This is a genomic window from Acinetobacter towneri, from assembly GCF_017498585.1.
GTDB lineage: Bacteria > Pseudomonadota > Gammaproteobacteria > Pseudomonadales > Moraxellaceae > Acinetobacter > Acinetobacter towneri.
The window spans coordinates 259,006-278,154 of the sequence record NZ_CP071766.1; the positions used below are offsets into that span (position 1 = coordinate 259,006).

At 40.7% G+C, this 19,149-nt stretch carries 19 protein-coding genes; 5 read left to right on the forward strand and 14 right to left on the reverse strand.

Going from position 1 to position 19,149, the window contains the following annotated elements:
• The first annotated feature begins 163 nt into the window (after positions 1-163).
• Together serA and J4G44_RS01265 are read left to right on the forward strand one after the other, a co-directional pair.
• Complete coding sequence (serA, locus tag J4G44_RS01260; RefSeq protein WP_004974541.1) at positions 164-1,396, forward strand: phosphoglycerate dehydrogenase; 1,233 nt, start codon at positions 164-166, stop codon at positions 1,394-1,396.
• A gap of 157 nt (positions 1,397-1,553) precedes the next feature.
• Positions 1,554-2,432, forward strand: coding sequence for an EamA family transporter (locus tag J4G44_RS01265; protein ID WP_004974539.1), 879 nt, complete (start codon positions 1,554-1,556; stop codon positions 2,430-2,432).
• Here the strand turns inward: J4G44_RS01265 and J4G44_RS01270 are convergent.
• Both J4G44_RS01270 and truB read right to left on the reverse strand, forming a co-directional pair.
• The gene (locus J4G44_RS01270; RefSeq protein WP_004974536.1) at positions 2,429-2,887 is read right to left on the reverse strand and encodes a hemerythrin domain-containing protein; all 459 of its coding nucleotides are present in this window, start codon (positions 2,885-2,887) and stop codon (positions 2,429-2,431) included. The two genes, J4G44_RS01265 and J4G44_RS01270, sit on opposite strands and share 4 nt — an antisense overlap.
• Before the next feature lie 203 nt (positions 2,888-3,090).
• Entirely contained in the window at positions 3,091-3,996 is a 906-nt protein-coding gene (gene truB / locus J4G44_RS01275; protein WP_207973766.1) for a tRNA pseudouridine(55) synthase TruB, read from the reverse strand.
• A 144-nt stretch (positions 3,997-4,140) separates the two neighbouring features.
• Here truB and J4G44_RS01280 point away from each other — a divergent pair, with 144 nt between their 5' ends.
• From J4G44_RS01280 to J4G44_RS01290, 3 genes are all read left to right on the forward strand, one after another.
• A complete protein-coding gene (locus J4G44_RS01280) occupies positions 4,141-5,169 on the forward strand; it encodes a lipase secretion chaperone (protein ID WP_207973767.1) in 1,029 nt (342 codons plus the stop codon).
• Between the two features lie 351 nt (positions 5,170-5,520).
• On the forward strand, positions 5,521-6,501 hold the full coding sequence (locus J4G44_RS01285) for an esterase/lipase family protein (RefSeq protein WP_104852622.1): 981 nt from the start codon (positions 5,521-5,523) through the stop codon (positions 6,499-6,501).
• Between the two features lie 176 nt (positions 6,502-6,677).
• Positions 6,678-7,646, forward strand: coding sequence for a lipase family alpha/beta hydrolase (locus tag J4G44_RS01290; RefSeq protein ID WP_180186856.1), 969 nt, complete (start codon positions 6,678-6,680; stop codon positions 7,644-7,646).
• A 68-nt stretch (positions 7,647-7,714) separates the two neighbouring features.
• Here the strand turns inward: J4G44_RS01290 and rplS are convergent, their stop codons facing one another.
• From rplS to ispH, 12 genes are all read right to left on the reverse strand, one after another.
• A complete protein-coding gene (gene rplS, locus J4G44_RS01295; RefSeq protein ID WP_004974529.1) occupies positions 7,715-8,086 on the reverse strand; it encodes a 50S ribosomal protein L19 in 372 nt (123 codons plus the stop codon).
• Between the two features lie 181 nt (positions 8,087-8,267).
• Positions 8,268-9,008: a tRNA (guanosine(37)-N1)-methyltransferase TrmD gene (gene trmD, locus J4G44_RS01300; RefSeq protein WP_207973768.1), complete on the reverse strand. Its 741-nt coding sequence runs from the start codon at positions 9,006-9,008 to the stop codon at positions 8,268-8,270.
• A gap of 42 nt (positions 9,009-9,050) precedes the next feature.
• A complete protein-coding gene (gene rimM, locus J4G44_RS01305; protein ID WP_004974527.1) occupies positions 9,051-9,599 on the reverse strand; it encodes a ribosome maturation factor RimM in 549 nt (182 codons plus the stop codon).
• 28 nt (positions 9,600-9,627) lie between these two features.
• Positions 9,628-9,885, reverse strand: a complete 258-nt coding sequence (gene rpsP, locus J4G44_RS01310; RefSeq protein WP_004974526.1) for a 30S ribosomal protein S16 — start codon at positions 9,883-9,885, stop codon at positions 9,628-9,630.
• Between the two features lie 142 nt (positions 9,886-10,027).
• Complete coding sequence (locus J4G44_RS01315) at positions 10,028-10,453, reverse strand: type IV pilin protein (RefSeq protein WP_180158755.1); 426 nt, start codon at positions 10,451-10,453, stop codon at positions 10,028-10,030.
• A complete protein-coding gene (locus J4G44_RS01320; RefSeq protein ID WP_180043538.1) occupies positions 10,447-10,935 on the reverse strand; it encodes a type IV pilin protein in 489 nt (162 codons plus the stop codon). The genes J4G44_RS01315 and J4G44_RS01320 overlap by 7 nt, the downstream gene beginning before the upstream one ends.
• Before the next feature lie 23 nt (positions 10,936-10,958).
• Positions 10,959-15,041: a hypothetical protein gene (locus J4G44_RS01325; protein ID WP_207973769.1), complete on the reverse strand. Its 4,083-nt coding sequence runs from the start codon at positions 15,039-15,041 to the stop codon at positions 10,959-10,961.
• 10 nt (positions 15,042-15,051) lie between these two features.
• Complete coding sequence (locus tag J4G44_RS01330) at positions 15,052-15,804, reverse strand: PilX N-terminal domain-containing pilus assembly protein (RefSeq protein WP_207973770.1); 753 nt, start codon at positions 15,802-15,804, stop codon at positions 15,052-15,054.
• 8 nt (positions 15,805-15,812) lie between these two features.
• Complete coding sequence (locus J4G44_RS01335) at positions 15,813-16,817, reverse strand: prepilin-type N-terminal cleavage/methylation domain-containing protein (protein ID WP_207973771.1); 1,005 nt, start codon at positions 16,815-16,817, stop codon at positions 15,813-15,815.
• Position 16,818: 1 nt separating this feature from the next.
• Positions 16,819-17,349, reverse strand: a complete 531-nt coding sequence (gene pilV, locus J4G44_RS01340; RefSeq protein WP_207973772.1) for a type IV pilus modification protein PilV — start codon at positions 17,347-17,349, stop codon at positions 16,819-16,821.
• Complete coding sequence (locus J4G44_RS01345; RefSeq protein ID WP_180158752.1) at positions 17,346-17,903, reverse strand: pilus assembly FimT family protein; 558 nt, start codon at positions 17,901-17,903, stop codon at positions 17,346-17,348. The genes pilV and J4G44_RS01345 overlap by 4 nt, the downstream gene beginning before the upstream one ends.
• Before the next feature lie 163 nt (positions 17,904-18,066).
• The gene (ispH, locus tag J4G44_RS01350; RefSeq protein WP_207973773.1) at positions 18,067-19,017 is read right to left on the reverse strand and encodes a 4-hydroxy-3-methylbut-2-enyl diphosphate reductase; all 951 of its coding nucleotides are present in this window, start codon (positions 19,015-19,017) and stop codon (positions 18,067-18,069) included.
• Positions 19,018-19,149: the final 132 nt, after the last annotated feature.

The following is a 19,149-nucleotide window of genomic DNA, read 5'->3' on the forward strand; positions in this document are numbered from 1 at the left end:
ATAATATAACGTGGTAAGAACAGGGCAATTTTGGGCAATATTTCTGAAAGAGATTATATCTGACAAAAAATACCTGCACTCTTGGTCATAAAGGAAATGTATATCGACCCATCTCCTATGTTATCATACCGCCACTAAATTTGGCCTTTGTAGCGGAGCCGTAATGAGCCAACATCTTTCACTACCTAAAGATAAAATTCGTTTCTTGTTGTTAGAAGGCGTACACCAGAACGCAATCGACGTGTTAAATGCAGCGGGTTATACCAACATCGATTATCGTAAAACGGCGCTTGAGGGCGATGCGTTAAAAGAAGCGATTAAAGATGCGCATTTCATTGGAATTCGTTCACGTACACAGCTAACTGAAGAAGTTTTTGAAGCTGCGAACAAACTAATTGCGGTAGGTTGTTTCTGTATTGGTACAAACCAAGTGAACTTAACTGCAGCAATGGAACGTGGTATTCCAGTTTTCAATGCCCCTTATTCAAACACCCGTTCGGTTGCAGAATTGGTATTGGCTGAAGCAATTTTATTGCTACGTCGCGTACCTGAAAAGTCAACCGATACACATGCAGGTGGCTGGAACAAGTCTGCAGTCGGTTCATTTGAAACACGGGGTAAAACTTTAGGTATCGTGGGTTACGGTTCAATCGGTTCTCAACTTTCAGTATTGGCTGAAAGCTTGGGTATGCACGTCATTTATTATGATGCTGTAACCAAGTTACCTTTAGGTAATGCACGTCAAGTTGGCTCTATGGGCGAATTATTGGCAAATGCTGACGTGGTTTCTTTACACGTTCCAGATGTACCATCTACCCGCAATTTCATGGCAAAAGAACAATTTGCACAAATGAAAGAAGGCGCAATTTTCATTAACGCGGCACGTGGTACTTGTGTGGTGATTGAAGATTTGGCAGATGCCATCAAGTCTGGTCATATTGCAGGTGCTGCAGTTGACGTATTCCCGAAAGAACCAAAAGCCAATGGTGAAGAATTTGTTTCCCCACTACGTAACCTACCAAACGTGATTTTAACACCGCACGTGGGTGGTTCGACCATGGAAGCGCAAGCGAACATTGGTTTAGAAGTGGCAGAGAAATTTGTTGCATATTCAGATAAAGGTATGACTTTGTCTGCAGTGAACTTCCCTGAAATTGCACTGCCATTGACTGAAGGCAAGCACCGTTTATTGCATATTCACCAAAATATTCCAGGTGTATTGTCTAAAATCAACAACTTGTTTGCTGAACACGGCATCAACATCTCTGGTCAATCACTTATGACCAAAGGTGATGTCGGTTATTTAGTGATGGATGTTGATGCGACTGCATCTAAAGAAGCACTAGATACTTTACACGAAGTTGAAGGCACAATTCGCGTACGTGTCTTGTTCTAAGACCACACGCTGATGCTACAAAAACCACAGTCTTAGCACTGTGGTTTTTTATGCCTGATCTATGAGTAACCTTGAGTTGCCACAGCCCTGTATTTTTAAACTTGCTATAATCTGCCTGACCTTCCCATTTCCACACTGTTGAGTATTTTTCTGCCCCATGCCAAACGCCCAACTCACTGCGGTGTTGTTCATGGTTTTATCCATGATCTCCTATCAAATCAGTGCTTCTTTTGCCAAACAATTGTTTCAGGTGCTTGACCCGCTTACTGTGACGATTTTGCGACTGTGCTTTGCCAGTGTAATTGTGGCAATCATGTTTCGCTCATGGCAAATTCTGTCACGGCTCGCACATTTAAAATGGCGTGATTTATTGTGCTATAGCGCAGCCTTGGGCTTAATGAATATTCTGTTTTATCTATCTTTAGGTAAATTGCCACAAGGTATTGCGGTGGGTTTAGAGTTTGTCGGGCCTTTGGGCTTGGCTTTATTGTCCATTCAAAACCGTAAAGATTATGTCTGGGTATTGTTGGCAATTTTAGGCATTATTCTTATGGTGCCTTGGGGACAAGCGCAGGGTGATCATTTTAGTCTGTTTGGTGCAGCGTGTGCCCTAGGTGCAGGATTGTGCTGGGCTTTTTATATTTATTTTGGACAAAAAGTGGTGCAACAAAATATTGGCATGCACGCACTGACCATCGCTATCAGTATTTCGGCTTTGGCTTTGATTCCCTTCGGACTGTATAACAATGCCCCCGCACTGTTTGAAACCCAGTATTGGGGTAAGGCGCTTGCCATTGCAGTGCTTGCCACGGCCATTCCTTATGCGCTGGATTTACAAGCCTTAAAACAACTCAGCAAAATGAGTTATGGCACACTGTCCAGTTTGTCGCCTGCTTTGGCTGCACTGACAGGCTTGGTATTGTTGGGTGAGAAAATTACTTCACTGCAATGGCTCGCCTTATGCTGCATTATGTTAGCTTCGGTCGGTGTTACTTTTAGAGCAGTAAAAAAATCCAAACAGCCGCAGAATGTTTAAACCAAACTGTTTTTAGACATCTGTTGGTATTTTTCATACTCTGCCAAATATTGCTTGGCTAGACTTTGTTTTTGCTGTTCAGACAAAATTTTGCCTGCCTGCTGAAAAAAGCCATGTTCTTCTTCTTTTAAATGATGATGCACTTTATCTGACAGTTGCTTTGCAATGGCCAACCAACCTGTGTTGCTCATTTCAGTTTCGGTTAATTGTTCGAGTAATTCATCCATTTGATGATGCTCTGCCAAAGCATGGCGAGTGATATTTAAACCCGCATCAGTCATCATTAAGGGAATATAAAAATAGCGATCTTCTGCCACTGCATGCGCAAATAATTCATTTTTAAGTTGTTCAAATATCGCTCTACGTTCAGGGCTATCACCTGAAGTTTGCGTCAGTTGGTGGGCTAAATTTCGTTGAATGTCGTGACTTTGGCGCAAAGCTTCAAAAATATTCATATGCAGACCTCTTGTTTTAAACCGATGCTGGCTGGCAAGCAAATGTCACTGGCTAACGCAACGCTCGGTTTTATTGTCGGTTTTTAATTTCAGTTTTTAGCTCTAATTACTGTATAGGGCATGAAGCTGAAATCCTGCAAAGATTTGTATGAGAAACTTTACGTCTTCATAGCACAAGTTTAAATAAGCTATCTCACTGCATTTTAAAGATTTAACACTCGTTTAGGCACCAAGCGTTTTTTGTCGGTAATTTCTGCCAAGCCTAAACAACGCTCACCATCAAACACCAATACTTGTGCAACAGCAGGATGCTCGATATTACTTTCCATGCCTCGGCTAAAATATTCAGCCCGACCTTCAGGCACCTGAACCTGTGGAAAATGCTGTACAGGCGCATAAGCAGGCAGCAATAAAGCCTCGCGTTCTGCTTCACTTAAACTTTCTAAATATTCAATGCTATAGCTCGGAATCAGGTCAAAATGCCCCGTTTTAATCCGATGCAAATAGGTCAAATGTCCATAAGCACCCAAGGCTTTGGCAATGTCTTCACCTAAAACACGAATATACGTGCCTTTAGAACAAGTTACATCCAAAGTGATGCTCTGTTCTGTAAAAGACAGCAATTCAATGGCATAAATGGTGACTGGGCGCGCTTCACGTTCAATTTCAATGCCCTGTCGTGCCAATTCATACAACGGACGGCCTTCTTTTTTTAAGGCAGAATACATAGGCGGAACTTGCATCAAATCGCCCTGAAATTGTGCCAATACCTGCTCAATGTGCTCTTGGCTCAATGCAGGTAGAGCCTGCTGCAACAACACTTCCCCTTCCACATCTCCCGTGGTGGTGCTATGTCCCAATTGAATGGTGGTTTGATAGCGTTTCACCGAATCGAGTAAATAGTGCGAAAATTTGGTCGCTTCACCCAAACAAATCGGCAGCAAACCTGAAGCCAATGGATCTAGTGCTCCTGTATGCCCTGCTTTTTGTGCCCGATATAACCAACGCACTTTTTGCAATGCTGCATTGGAACTGATGCCCAAAGGCTTATTCAATAAAAATACACCACTAATGGCACGACGCTGGATTTTAGCCGCAGATGATTTCATAGCACACATAGGTCAAACCAAAACTGCGTCATGGTAACAATCTGCCGCGATAAATGACAACATTTCTAGAACAGCGACTTACTTTTATGGCATATTTGAGCGCTTAGGATTAAAAAAATAAAATGGATAAACAGGTGCATTGCAATGCAGAAACATAAAATATGGATTGTTTTAGGCGTAGTGATACTGCTCATTGTGGCTTTGGTGTATTGGCTGATGCCACCATCAACCTCTGCCCATACATCGCCTCAGCCAAGCTCAAATAATGAAACAGCTCAAGCGTTAAAGCTGCAGCGAGCAATGCAGAATCACTCTGCTGCAAATTTTTTAAGCCCAAGTCAGCAAGACACCGAAGTCAATTGTCAGCTTAAACTCGATGCAACTCATCGTCTGATTGTGAATGAGCAAACCCGTAACTGTTTTGAATATTTTATTACCCAATATGGCGAAAAAAGCATTGAACAAATTCGTGGTGATTTTAAAAGGTATATTCAACAAGGACATAAAGAGCCTGCTTTATCGCAAATTTTAGATTTATGGCAGCGTTATTTAGACTACAGAAATGCGTTGGGGCAACTGCAAACACCGAACTTGAGTCAGGAAGATCCGCAATATTACCGCAGCATTTTTAGCAATATGCAAAACCTGCGTAAACAGTATTTTTCAGATTATGAAATTGAAGGTTTATTTGGTACGGAAGATATCTACCACGAATACACCTTAAAACGTATGGCGGTGATGGATGATAAAAAATTGTCCGAAGCTGAAAAAGCGCAGAAATTACAAGAATTATTTAAACAACTCCCGCAAGATTGGCAGGAGAATTTAGAACAGTTAAATACTTTACAGGATTTGCGCAGTTTAACCGCAGCAATTAAAGCACGCGGCGGCTCTGCTGCTGAAATTCGACAAATGCGTTTAAATCTGGTTGGCCCTGAAGCCACCCAGCGTTTAGAACAATTAGATGGGCAACGCAGTCAGTGGAAATCACGAGTAGAGGATTATTTAAGTACGCGTGATCAAATCATGCAAAGTGGAATGAATGATCAAGCCAAGCAACAAGCCGTGAAACAATTACGCGGACAGCATTTTCAAAATCCACAAGAGCAATTGCGTTTAGAAACCTTTGAACAGGTACATGATCAAGGTGGAAAATTACCTTTTGCTGACTAACATATCTACATAGGAAACTGGGGCATTCAACATGCCCTATTTTTATGCCTGAAAAGCTGTTTTAGTACAAACTCACCACAACGATTTAATATACAAATGTCTATAAATATTAAATAGATATCAATATGCATGTAGATTTACAAATCTCTGGGACAATGCGCAATAACTGTCCCCAAATGATATGTTTTTTCTAAATTACGCATGAAAAAATACCTGAGCGTACAAAAAATAGTCGAGAATGACTCACAATAATGTGCCGTAAGCAACGGCAATTTGCATATCTGAGCTTTCAAGAGGGAAGCGAAGCCACCACTTCACTTGTAACAAAAATAAAGAACACAGGATTGTTTTATGACCATCATCTCTAACATACGGGCAATTACATTGGCTGTCACTGGCTGCTTGCTCGGTTCAATGGGTGTCGCTCAAGCTGCTCCAAGCGTGTTGCCTATTCAGGAACAGGCCAAATCTGACTATGCCAAAACCAAATATCCATTGCTCATGGTACACGGCTGGCTCGGATGGTCACGCATTGGCAATGAAACCTTTAATATGGATTATTGGTATCAAATTTTGCCAGATATGGCACGTAATGGCGCAACCGTATTTGCCGCACAACTCTCCCCTGCACACCGTACTGAATTTCGAGGTGAGCAACTGATTGCCCAAGTCGAAGAAGTCATGGCAATCACTGGCAAATCCAAAGTCAATTTAATTGGTCACTCACATGGTGGCCCAACAGTACGTTATGTAGCTGCGACCAAACCTGAATATGTGGCATCAATTACGGGCGTTGCAGGTACATTCCGTGGCTCCAAAGTTGCCGATGATATTCAAAATAATCGTTTATCACGCACCGCGTTTAATATTTTAGGCGACTATATGGTGGCGCCTCTCATTACTTGGGCGCAGCAACAGCCAGACATGCCTGTCGATTTTGATGCATCGATGGCTTCTTTAACCGAAACAGCGTCTGCAGATTTTAACCGTCGTTTTCCAACCACAGCCTTGGCCGCAAATTGCAGCAGCAGCGGTGCCAAAGTAGATCGCGGGATTCATTACTATTCATGGACAGGTGTAGCACAAGCCACCAATTTACTGGATATTGACACTGTTTTAATGCAACTCGGCCCACTGTCTTATGGCAATTTAGACAACGATGGCATGGTCGCACGTTGTAGTACCCACATTGGACACGTCATTCGTGACAACTACCGACTAAATCATACCGACCTTGCCAACATGATGTTTGGCTTAACGGGCTTGTTTGCACCTGACCCAGTTGCACTGTATCGACAACATGCCAACCGATTGAAATTACAAGGTTTGTAATAGTAAAGCTCATTTCAATCTTGGCAAAACCATCTTCCTGTGCTTGAAACTCAAGTGCAAGAAGTTCAATAACCATGAATCATTCAGAACTTGCAATCTAGCAAATTTCCTGAATAATGATATTTGACAATAGATATTGTCATGCTAGGAAAGCACAATAAAATAGAGGATGTTATATGAAATATGGATTATTCATTGCAGGCTTAATCGCGGCCAGTACTCTCGGTACCGCGCACGCATCCAATGCAGAACAGGTCAAATCTAACTTCGTGATCTCCAGTTATGCCAAAACCAAATATCCGATTGTGTTTACTCACGGTATGGCAGGCTTTATCAATATTGGTGGAGATCAGTTAGGTGTCGACTATTGGTACCAAATTTTACCCAATTTAGCACGTAACGGTGCAAACGCTTGGGCAACCCGTGTATCTCCTTTTAACTCATCCGAAGTTCGTGGGGAACAACTGGCACAACAGGTCGATGAAATTCTTGCAATTACAGGTGCAAGCAAAGTCAACTTAATTGGTCACTCACATGGTGGGCCCACTATTCGTTATGTTGCAGGCGTGATGCCGTCTAAAGTCGCATCGCTGACTGCTGTCGGTGCACCGAATAAAGGCTCACCTGTGGCAGACTTTATTTTGAATGTACAAGGTGCACCGCTCGAAAAACCATTAATTGATATGGTCAATTTAGTGTCTAAAACCATTACTTGGGCACAAGGTTTAGATCCAAATAGCTATCCACATGACTCATTGGCAGGTGCCAACAGTTTGAGCACCACAGGTTCAGCACAATTTAACAGCAAATTCCCAATGGGTATGCCAACGACAAGTTGTGGTGAGGGCGCTTATCAAGAAAAAGGCATCCAGTTCTATTCATTTACGGGCAATACGGCTGTCACTAATTTACTTGATCCAGACTCAGCCATGTTGGCGACCAGTTTGTTGATTGATAATGGTCGTGATAATGATGGTTTGGTATCACGCTGCAGCGCCAAATTTGGTAAAACCATTCGTGATAACTACTATTGGAACCACTTAGATGAAGTCAATCAACTCTTGGGCATGAAAGATATTTTTGCACCAGATCCTGTTGATGTGTATCGTCAACATGCCAATCGCTTAAAACTACAAGGTTTATAAACTCAAATAGCAGACATAAAAAAATGCGCCTAAACGGCGCATTTTTTAGCTGTAAAGCAAAGTTAAAATTAACCTTGTTTACGTGCTGGTAATTTCTCACGAATACGTGCAGCTTTACCAGACAATTCGCGTAGGTAGTAAAGTTTAGCACGACGAACGTCACCACGACGTTTCACTTCGATTTTCGCAACGATTGGAGAGTGAGTTTGGAAAACGCGCTCAACACCAACACCGCTAGAAATTTTACGTACTGTGAACGCAGAGTTCAAACCACGGTTTTTCTTCGCAATTACAACACCTTCAAATGCTTGAAGACGTTCACGATCACCTTCTTTTACTTTTACTTGAACGATAACTGTATCGCCTGGTGCAAAAGCTGGGATGTCTTGCTTAAGCTGTGCATTCTCAACAGCTTGTACTAAAGGATGCTTACCACTCATGGGGTATCTCCAGTATGTGTGGGTCAGAAGAGGTCTGATTTCCACTGGGTATAGAGGCTAAAGCGCATAAACCCGATTGACTTTCCCTTTATGCCTGACCGCTTCAATGCATAAAGAGCCTATTTAAGACTACAAACCAACTGCCTGTAGCCATTGTGCTTAGATAAACCAATTATTTGGTCTACCCTTGCGAATCTTTTAGCCATTTTTTCTGCTGCTTACTCAACTCAACTTTTTCAATCAACTCAGGTCGACGTTCAAGTGTACGTTGATAGCGCTGCAAAAACCGCCATTTTTCAATATTGGCATGATGACCCGATTTTAATACTTCAGGCACGTCCAACCCTTCAAAATGGTCTGGCTTGGTATATTGTGGGCAATCTAAAAGACCATCCACAAAAGAGTCCTGCACATGAGATTGCTCATCAGACATAGCACCTGGAAGTCTCCGAATAATACTGTCCAACAACACCATCGCAGGTAGCTCGCCACCCGATAAAACATAATCCCCAATTGACCATTCCTGATCAACATAGTTTTGGATTAAACGCTCATCGACCCCTTCATAGCGACCACACAATACAATTAATCCATCATATTTAACGAATTGTTGTACTGCAGTTTCGTTTAAGGTTTTACCTTGTGGCGACATATACACCACAGGTACATGAACTGCACCCGCTTGCTGTGCAAGATTTTTGGCATGCTGGATTGCTTGCGCCAAAGGCTCTGCCATCATCACCATACCTGGACCACCACCAAATGGACGTTCATCCACCCGTTTGTAGTTGCCCTGTGCATAATCACGTGGATTAATACAATGAATTTGCATCAAGTCACGTTTTGCTGCACGTCCGCTAATACCGTAAGCTGTAATCGCTTCAAACATTTCAGGAAAAAGCGTAATGACTGCAAAAAACACCGCAGACTCCTCTATTTTCCTGCTCTGCGAATCCTGAAAGGATTAATAATCTACGCCCCAATTCACGTAGATGCGACCCGCTTCGAGATCAACGCGTTGTACCACATCTTTATGCCATGGAATCATACGCTCTTCGCCATCGACGCTATCGGCAGTTGCGCGAACCACCATCACGTCATTGGCACCTGTTTCAAACAGTTCATGGATTTGACCGAGGTTCACTTCTTGTTCGTCATCGTCCAGACCTAACACTGTTAGACCTTTTAAATCAGACCAATAATACTCGTCCACGCCTGGTTGAGGCAGTTGCGCTTTTGAAATCCAGATATTTGCGCCAACCAAGTTGTCTGCTGCGGTACGATCACTCACACCTTTTAGCGAAACAACCAGACCCTTGCCATGTGGTTTCCAACGTTTTACATCAACCATTTGCCAACCTGCTTTGGTTTCAATGTACCAAGGCAGGTAGTCAAATATGTTGCTCATAGGTTCTGTGTTGGAATAGACCCAGAGCCACCCATTTAATCCATATGCTGAACGTAGCTGTCCAATCTGAATACGATCTTCGGGCACATTCTGTGTTGGTGTCATGGGCTACCTACGACTTAATTTCTAAAAATTATGCAGCAGCTGCAGCTTTCTTCGCTTGAGCAGCTAAAGAAGCAACACGTTCAGACGGTTGAGCACCTTGAGCAACCCAGTGAGCAAAACGGTCAGCATCTAAACGAAGTTTTTCTGCTTTACCTTGAGCTGTTGGGTTAAAGAAACCAATACGTTCGATGAAACGACCGTCACGCGCATTTCGACTGTCAGTTACAACGATTTGATAGAATGGACGCTTTTTAGCACCACCACGAGTAAGACGAATAACTACCATGATACAACCTTATAGTTTTTACGGATTATCCCTGTACCGACCATCGACACATTTCAAACCCCTTTCATAGAGGGCAGTATTTTACGTGAATTTTGCCCTGAATGAAAGATCAAAACGTATTTATCCGCAGATTTGAATTTATTTATTTTCCGTCCCAGTTGGAAGTTGCGGATGGTGTGCAAGTACTTCCTTTAGTCCAACATTTTTGCCCCATACTATTAATCACAATACTTCCATTACCCTGTTGACGAGTACCATTTTTAGGGCTAGCTGATAAAATCCAATTACTATTTGTAACCGTTAATACCAAATCATACATTGCTGCACCATCTTTCGGTAATACATTTGCACCATAAACCCTTGATAAATCAGCATTACTAAAGTTACCGTTTGTAGCTTTATATTTAGCTAAATTTTGCGCAATAACCAACAACTCTGATTGAGCTTCTACACGTTTCGCTTTAATTAAATAGTCTTGATAAGATGGATATGCAATGGAGGCTAGAATTCCAATAATGGCAACTACGATAAGAAGTTCAATTAATGTAAATCCCGATTTTTTTACCATTCTTCGCCCCCTGTACCACACCCCGTATATGTCACTAGATTGCTAGCTTTATTTTTACAACGCAAACCTTTACTTGTTAATAAGTAGCTAAAATTCTCGGGATCACGACTATTTGCTCTGATCGCCCATTGATTTCCTGATGCATTTGTATCAGTCAATAAGGTGCTAGTAGAAACACCATCAACAATACTAATTGTATATGTTGAGTTTAAATCCAATGTTTGAGAACTCGCATCAAAAATAGATCCACCTGTATAAAGATAAGTTGCATCAAAACCCTTGTAACTAAAATTACGAGATTTATGACGTTCTAACTGTTCAGATAATTTAGCTATTTCTTGTTGAGCTTGAGCTGCCACGCTTCGTTGAACAAACTGTTTATAAGATATTGTTGCGATAGTTGCCAATATTGAAAGTATCACAACCACAATCATTAGTTCGATCAGGGTAAAACCCTGATTAAACTTTTGAGATGGTAGCATTTTATGTGTTCTTCTCATTATTATCAGTCCATTTTCGCATAGCGTTCAAACCAACGGTTTGGAATGAAACGAATTGAACCACCTGCTGGAAGGAATTTAGGCTTACCCGCACAGTCTGTACCTACACATGATGATGCACCTATATCATCTGGATCTGGAACTACGATAGATTTAATATTACTACCATCCACTGAACCAACGTTTAGACTAACAATACCCGCACCTAAATTATATTTATGGTTTGCATTTTCAGGACACACACCTGTCGGCAAACATAAACGCTGTGTAAAACTATGTCCTTTTACACCCGCACCACAACTTGAAGACGTACCATTATTTGAAGCATCATACATTGTCACATAAAGACTACCTTCCATAGCAATTAGTGGAGATAGCCCTTTAATAATGCTCGCCTCAGCATCGGTACCATCAAATTTTTTATCAAATTTATAGTACCACCCCCCCCAACCATTTGTTGAATGTGCCAAGGCACCTTTTACCAATGTATCTTCATTATCTGAACGCACTACATCTCTGATTAACTTGAGATGACTCGTAGATGCGGTAGCATTCTCATTGCTCAGAGTTCTAGCGGTAATGTGACTATTCGGGAAGAACTGGCCATTTGGATGAATATCATAATCATAAATCGCATATACAGCATCATATTGTAAACCCAGAGGATTTTTCTTACCTGTTTCTGACGGCGAGTCAACTGTAGCTAACAACGGAGAACTCTTATTGCCAGATATAAATGTTGCAACTACAACATGCGCACCTTCTTTACGCTGTGCACTATGATGGGCTGTAAATGTCGGAGACATATAGAATCGTGGGCTAGTACCATCATTTTGATGAAGGTCTAAAATTTTATTAATTTGTGAATTAAAACTTGTCTTTGTGCCATTAAAATCAACACGGAAAGCTTGTCCGGCTAAATCACCAAAATATATGTGATCCACTACACCATCATTATTACGGTCAATAGTTTTAATATCACTCGCAACGCTGTATTTAAGATCATTATGACCTATGTGTGCAACACCGTTACTTCCACTTGAATCTGAGTTCGCATACCAGAGAAGATCTCCATTATCTGCATCAAACATATAGACGCCCGAACCTTTTTTATTATCCTGCGCATAGTTGTAGTGTTCATATCCAGCATAGCCAGTGCGGATTCCATGTGCATACAGTCCATCACCCTGCTCACCACCAGCATCGTAGCCACCACCCACAAACATCACTAATTTACGCTCACCCATCCAGTTCACATAATCAAGTTTGGGTTTTGACCAACTTTGAGCCATATTGGAAATAGCAGCATAAGTTTTCCCAGTTGGGTGGTCTGCTGAATATACTTTTCCTGTTGAAGGATCAATATGAAATTTAAGCTTCGGTTTGTTAATATCGGTAAGATCTAATGAATAATAGCTTCTCCCTCCCATACGCATACCACCATAGACCCACTGTTTACCATCAAAGTTTTCATTTTCAGCAGGTGTTGCACCTAAAATGGCACGCGAGGCACCTTTTACTGTCATGGTGCCATCAGAGTCAGTGACATATACTGTATGCGCAACCCATTCACCATCAAGACCATAGTAGAGAGCATTTTTACCACCTGATAAACTTCCCGCATTTTCCTTAAATGTTTCAGGTTGTTTTTCAATTATTTCCTTAGGGACAAAACTAAACTTTTCTACTCCATTATCGGCATCTACTACTGTAAGTAATCCTTGAGTGGTACCGAACATTACATAATCTTTTCGATCTGTAGTGCTTACGAAAACTTTATTCGTTGTCGTACTTCGCTGAGCAACTGCTTTACCTTCTTGAGTTAATAAAACTGGTAAAGAATGATAGATACTTCCCATTTGACGTAGGTTTTCATATGCAGTCGATTGTGACAAATCTAAATCAGTTGGATCAACTGAATCCTCAATACGAATACCCAACAACGCCATTAGACTTCTAATTCGATTTGCTTCATCTGTCTTCGTTTTAGCATTTTTAGTATATGTGTGGTCTATTTGATTAAGATCAAAGTTTCGTGTAATTTGATCATTTGTAGCTACAGTACCATCAAAATTATATTCAGTAAGAAGTTTACGACCTGTTTTTTTAACTGGCTGATTAGATGCATCTACACCATCGACAACACCTAACAATAATTTACTAAGTACTCCGCCCTTTTTAAATACAGGCGTATTATCAGGATAAGTAACCCCCGCCTTAGCCCAAGCATCGTCTAAATCTTGTAGCTTACTTTTCTTAACCACAATATTTGAGCTACCACCTGTTGGACTAGAGTAAATACCACCTTCAAATACATAATATTTTTTAAGATTACCAAACCACAATTGTCTATTATCTGCTGGATCTGCTTTAGGTTCAAACTGAGGAGAATAAGCGTAAGGTTGGATGATTTCTGGATTCAAAGCATCCACAGGAATTGTAGATGAACCCGTACTCATCGAAGGAATATCTTTTTGAATCTCATTAATAAAGTTATTAATACTATCTACAACACTTTGTGAATTGGTACCTACATACCACTTACCACCGCCAATGATTCCCCAATTTTTTGCATCTTGAACATCGACATTAGTATCTGAACTAAAACTAGAACTAAAACCAACCACTGCAGTTTTAATTTGCAAGCCTATTGGATTTGAAGCTTTTTCTAATAGCGTCTCAGCATAATTGCCCACACAGCTCCATGCATTTTGAGGGTTCTTATACCCATTGAGATTACCAAGATTACTGTCTGAGCAACTAAATAAATCTTTTTTATTGCCTAAACTTTGTGCCATTAGCTTATATGCAGTACCACTCTTCCCATCACTTCCAGGTGCTGTGCCGTTAGGCTCTGGTTCACCATCAGTCAAGAAATAAATACCTTGTCCGCTACACTCTCTTTTATTAACAGCCTCTTCAGAATCACCTAATTGAGCGGTAATCGAGGATGGAGCTATGTATCTGCTTAATGTTGCATTTTTAACACTATCTACAGAATTATTCCACCCAGAATAATTATTATCAGAATCGTTAAACTCTTTATTATAACGATAACAAGTCGCAGAATAATCTGTATACCCACTTCTTATCGTACAACTATAAGAGCTTGTATAACCGGTAGGCACATTTCCATAGTTAGTTACTCGTGAGCCCCAATTACGACATGTATTGTCGCTTAACCTCCACGACTGACAATCCCAACCCTCATCAGTGTTATTAGCTGTACGTTTAGCATGTGCGGGTACATTTCTTTCTATATTCGGTAAGACTGTGCTTTGCCCCATCAAGTAAGCAGCAACCTCAGCATAAGCATATGGGGTAGGTGTACCCCCATCAGGACTTAATTTTTTGATTTCAGAAAGTAAAACATCTCTGTGTGTTTCATCTCTATACTTAGGAATTTCCTGATAAACATAACGACAGTCACTGCGATTACCATAATTACAATCTTGGTTTGTTGTATACTTATATGGAGAGCTATCTTTGTATCCAGATGAGGAGGTAGTATCACCCGACCATGTTAAACAATTATAATTACTCTCATCCCAGGAAGTACATTTATTGTAATAAGTGGTGGTGGTTGCACCATAGCCACTTCCTACTCTATTACTATAACGAATCCATAAGGGTTTTTTAAAAATTTGATCTACAACTTCTTCACCCGTTTTTTCACCCAAAGGCTTCGCAGGAACTCTAATAAACCCGTTGTCCCCCGCAAATGTCGCTAGCCCCATAACAACTTTATCTTCAACACGCTTAACTGTTGCCGTGCCCTCCAATACATCTTGCAATCCCTTTTTAAGAATATCCAACCGACTATTGCCTGCAGAAGCATTACTTGTGTTATGCATATTCCAACGCATACTGCCTGAAGTATCTAGCATCAACATTAAAGTTGCTGTACCCGTACTATTTTCTGGAATTTTATAAATTTCTAAATCTGCAGCATAGCTTGTAACACTTGAACAGATTAAGGTCGTAATAGAAGCTGCAAGTGTAACCATCTTAAATCTATCGATTACCATGTTCACTTCAGTCCGTGCTAATGCAGATCGATGAACATTTTTCATATTTAAATTCTTCATGTTATTTCTCCTACGATGCACGCACTGGTTTCATCGTATATTCCATTTCTTGGGTGCTATACGGAACATTAAGATTTGCCAGACAATCTGTAACTGTTTCATTTTGAACCAGATTATCTTTAAAGCTTGTGAAGTTTGAAAGACACTCATTAATTTTTGAATCATCACTATTGCTGAGTTTTGGAATCAAGGAAGTTGCCGTAATAACCACCTTTTGAATGCCTGTGCTCTTGGAGGTTTCTTTATCATCACCTTCCATCAAATGCTCCCAGTCGCGATCGCTTGAGCCCGCTCGAACACTTACTTGCGTTAGGACGGCATTTCTACCACTTAAAAAGTCAGCTGTACGTCCAACTTGGCAGAATCCATTTTTACCCATGTCTGTATTTCTTATTGCATTACCTTGCCAGTACACCACACTACCAATACGGCTACCCACAAAGTTGTCCGCAGTCTCCCCCCGAACACAAAAAACAAGCTCCTTACCTTTGTTCTCTGGACGAAGGGTATAATTGAGCATGCCATCCCCAATACGCATGTTGGTAAATACCAGCTCGTCATCTGTTTTATTTTCCAATGTAAAGAAAACAGAGTCACTCGTTTGCTTTAATAGCGCTACAACTTGAGCATTTGTAGAAATCTTTAATGACGTTATACTGCCTCGTATTGCCCATAAGCCAACCAATGTGAGGAGCACCAACATAACAAGCACAACAATAAGTGTTGCTCCTCTTTGAGATTTTTTAGCCTTGATTTTTTTCATATCTTTACCTACTCAATCCCAAAACCATTTCTAATGGCGATTGTCTGATTTACAACACTTCTCAAATAGAGATGATTGTTCGCATCCGCAATTAACTTACCTTTTGCACCCAACACTTCAAACACACGATCCTCATCGAAATACTGATTCACACCAGTAGAATCAGAAGATCGAACCAAGAGACCTAGTTGAACAGAAACAATTTGTGGTTTTCTTCCCGACAACCCCATGTAATCATCAACATCCATATAACTAAAACAATCTAGCTTAGTATCAGGTTCGTAATTAGTGGTCACCCTACTCTCACCCTCCCCTGTAGTTACACTCGTACCAGTACAATTTGGATTCGCACCATCAAATGCGACACCTAAACGAACTGAAAAGTGGTCTACACGAGGCACAATAATCTCCCCTCCCCCAGTCAATCCAGACAAGGTTGTGTTAGTTTTTGCAGTACTTTCTGTATATCGTGTAGCTTTACATGCCAACACCAAAGCTTTATTGGGATCATTGCGTGGCTTATCGTCTTCTCTTAAAAAATATCTTTCTACAACATAATCATTTGCTGTAACTTCCTGCCCCTCACAATCATATTGATTCGCTGTACTGACCTTATATTGCACAACGAGCTGATCACTGCTTTGACCATCTAAGTTTGAAGGACCAATAGTACTTTTTGTAAGCAAATTATCATTAATTGTAAAATTTAAGCTTCCGTCTTCTTTAACATTGTTTGAAATATTGTTTCGAGACAAAACAATTCCACCATAAAGCACAGTGTCATCAATAAAAGGCTTTGATGAGTTTAAATTTGCTATGCGTATTGAGTTAATTACTGAGCCTAAATTAAATAAAGTTGAGTTTTGAAGACTCATCATTCCCTGCTGCACAGTAGAGCTTCTTTGCCCCAAAAAAAATATATTAATAGCTATTGCACTAACAAGCAGACCTAGTACCAATGAAATCATCAACTCAATCAGTGTAAAACCTAGCTGTTTTGGATTTTTTATCATTTTAGTAAGCCTCCAAAACTAAACATTGAGTATTGCTTCTGTATGTACCTGTAGCTTCATTAACACATGCTGACACATCTGTTGCACTTATTGTTGTATTACCCCATGCAACATAGATACAACTTAAATTACTTTTCACACACCTTCTAACAACAAGTGTTTGACCTAATTCTTTAGCCCTTAAAGTAATCTCACTTACATCATGTTTTGCCATAGTATTTGCATTACAATTTGGAATTTGCACACTTGCTGCGCCAGTTCCGACAGAATTAGTTGAAGTACAACTGCTTTCATCCTCTTCCTTACTATTGATAAATGTCGCGTATTGGGATAAAGCGGAACGATTCACTCGCATTCTTTCTGCTAAGTCTCTTGCAAGATTAACAGCTATTGCTTGTTCATTGGCTTCCTGTGCAGCCTCGATACCTTTAAGCTGCAATGCAGAAAACCCTAAGACACCTATTGCTAAAATTACTAGTGCAACAAGCACCTCCATCAACCCGACTCCCTTTTGTGCATATAGACCGCTCATGAACACACTCCTGACTCAATTCGATCTACAATCCCAACACTAGATATATAGACTGTGCGACTTTGCTTAATTTTTGAATTACAAAATGTAAATTCCAAAGGAACAATTACTTGAATTTTTTTTGGATTTTCAGGAGGATCTGCATTCAAATCCTCAGGAAGATTTGGATCATAATTCGGATTATCTATCATGGCTGTTCTTTGTTTTGCTAATCCAAGCCCTGAAAAAACCACATCATCCAGACTTAAGCTTTTTAACTCAGTATCAGCGAGGGACTTGCTCCAATAATACAAAGTACTTGTATTTTCTGGACACACTTTTACCCCCCCACTATTCATAGGACATTCCAGTTTTATCGTTATATTTTTTCGTAGAGATATTGCATGACCTCTAGCATCCGTAACTAAATTTGCAAAATCACGCGCTAAAGTATTCAGTCTCTGCTTTGCTACTAAATCCCCAAACGAAGGAGCCGCCATCATCGCGATAATCGCCAACACCGCAATGGTCACCATCAACTCAATTAAGGTGAACCCGTTTTCTTTTTTTCGCATACTCCCCCCAAGACATAGACTTTGTCCTATTAAAAATACTAACCAACAATTTTACAAAACCCTCACACTTCAGGATAAAAGGCATAAAAAAGCAGATAACCGTCATGCAACAGTTATCTGCCTATTTTTCATCAATTTTTTAGAGTGTTATGTACTTCGCAGTTTAAGCCTGTATTACAGGAATACGTAACTCTTTTGGCAAACTAAAGGTAATATTTTCTTCACGGCCTGCAAGCTCTTCAGGGGCAGTTGCACCCCAATCCTGTAAGCGTTGAATCACCTGTTTAATTAAAATTTCAGGTGCAGATGCGCCCGCAGTTACACCAATTTTTGTATTTGCTTTAAACCATGCTTGGTTTAATTCATCGGCATTATCCACCAAGTAGGCTTGTTTCCCCATACGCTCTGCAAGTTCGCGTAAACGGTTAGAGTTAGATGAGTTTGGCGAACCAACCACCAACACCACATCACATTGATTGGCTAAGTCACGCACTGCATCCTGACGGTTTTGAGTGGCATAACAAATATCGTCTTTACGCGGTCCTTGAATATTTGGATATTTTTGGCGCAAGGCATCAATCACTTTGGCAGTATCATCAATCGACAAGGTGGTTTGTGTCACAAAAGCCACTTTATCTGGATGCTTAACCGCAAGTGCAGCCACATCATCCTCATCTTCTACCAAATAAATGTCACCGCCATTTTTCTTGTCGTACTGCCCCATCGTGCCTTCAACTTCTGGGTGGCCTTCATGCCCAATCAAAATGGCTTCAGTGCCTTCACGCGCATATTTAGTGACTTCAATATGCACTTTGGTCACCAATGGACAAGTCGCATCAAATACTTTTAAACCACGACGCTCTGCTTCTTGTTGTACTGCTTTAGATACGCCATGCGCACTAAAAATCACGATATTGTCATCAGGCACTTCATCTAGCTCATCGACAAAAATTGCACCGCGTTGGCGTAAGTCATCTACCACAAATTTATTGTGTACCACTTCGTGACGTACATATATAGGGGGATTAAAACACTCAAGGGCACGATTTACAATCGCAATTGCTCGGTCTACACCTGCACAAAAACCACGTGGATTCGCCAATACAATTTCCATAGAACCCTCTATGTTGAAGTTAAATAGGTGGGATGTTTTAAAATTTATGCCAACAAAAGCCATCTTGGCTATTTTGTTTAAGGGGCGTCTACTCTAAAATAGAGAAGATATTTTATCATATCAGGAAAAATA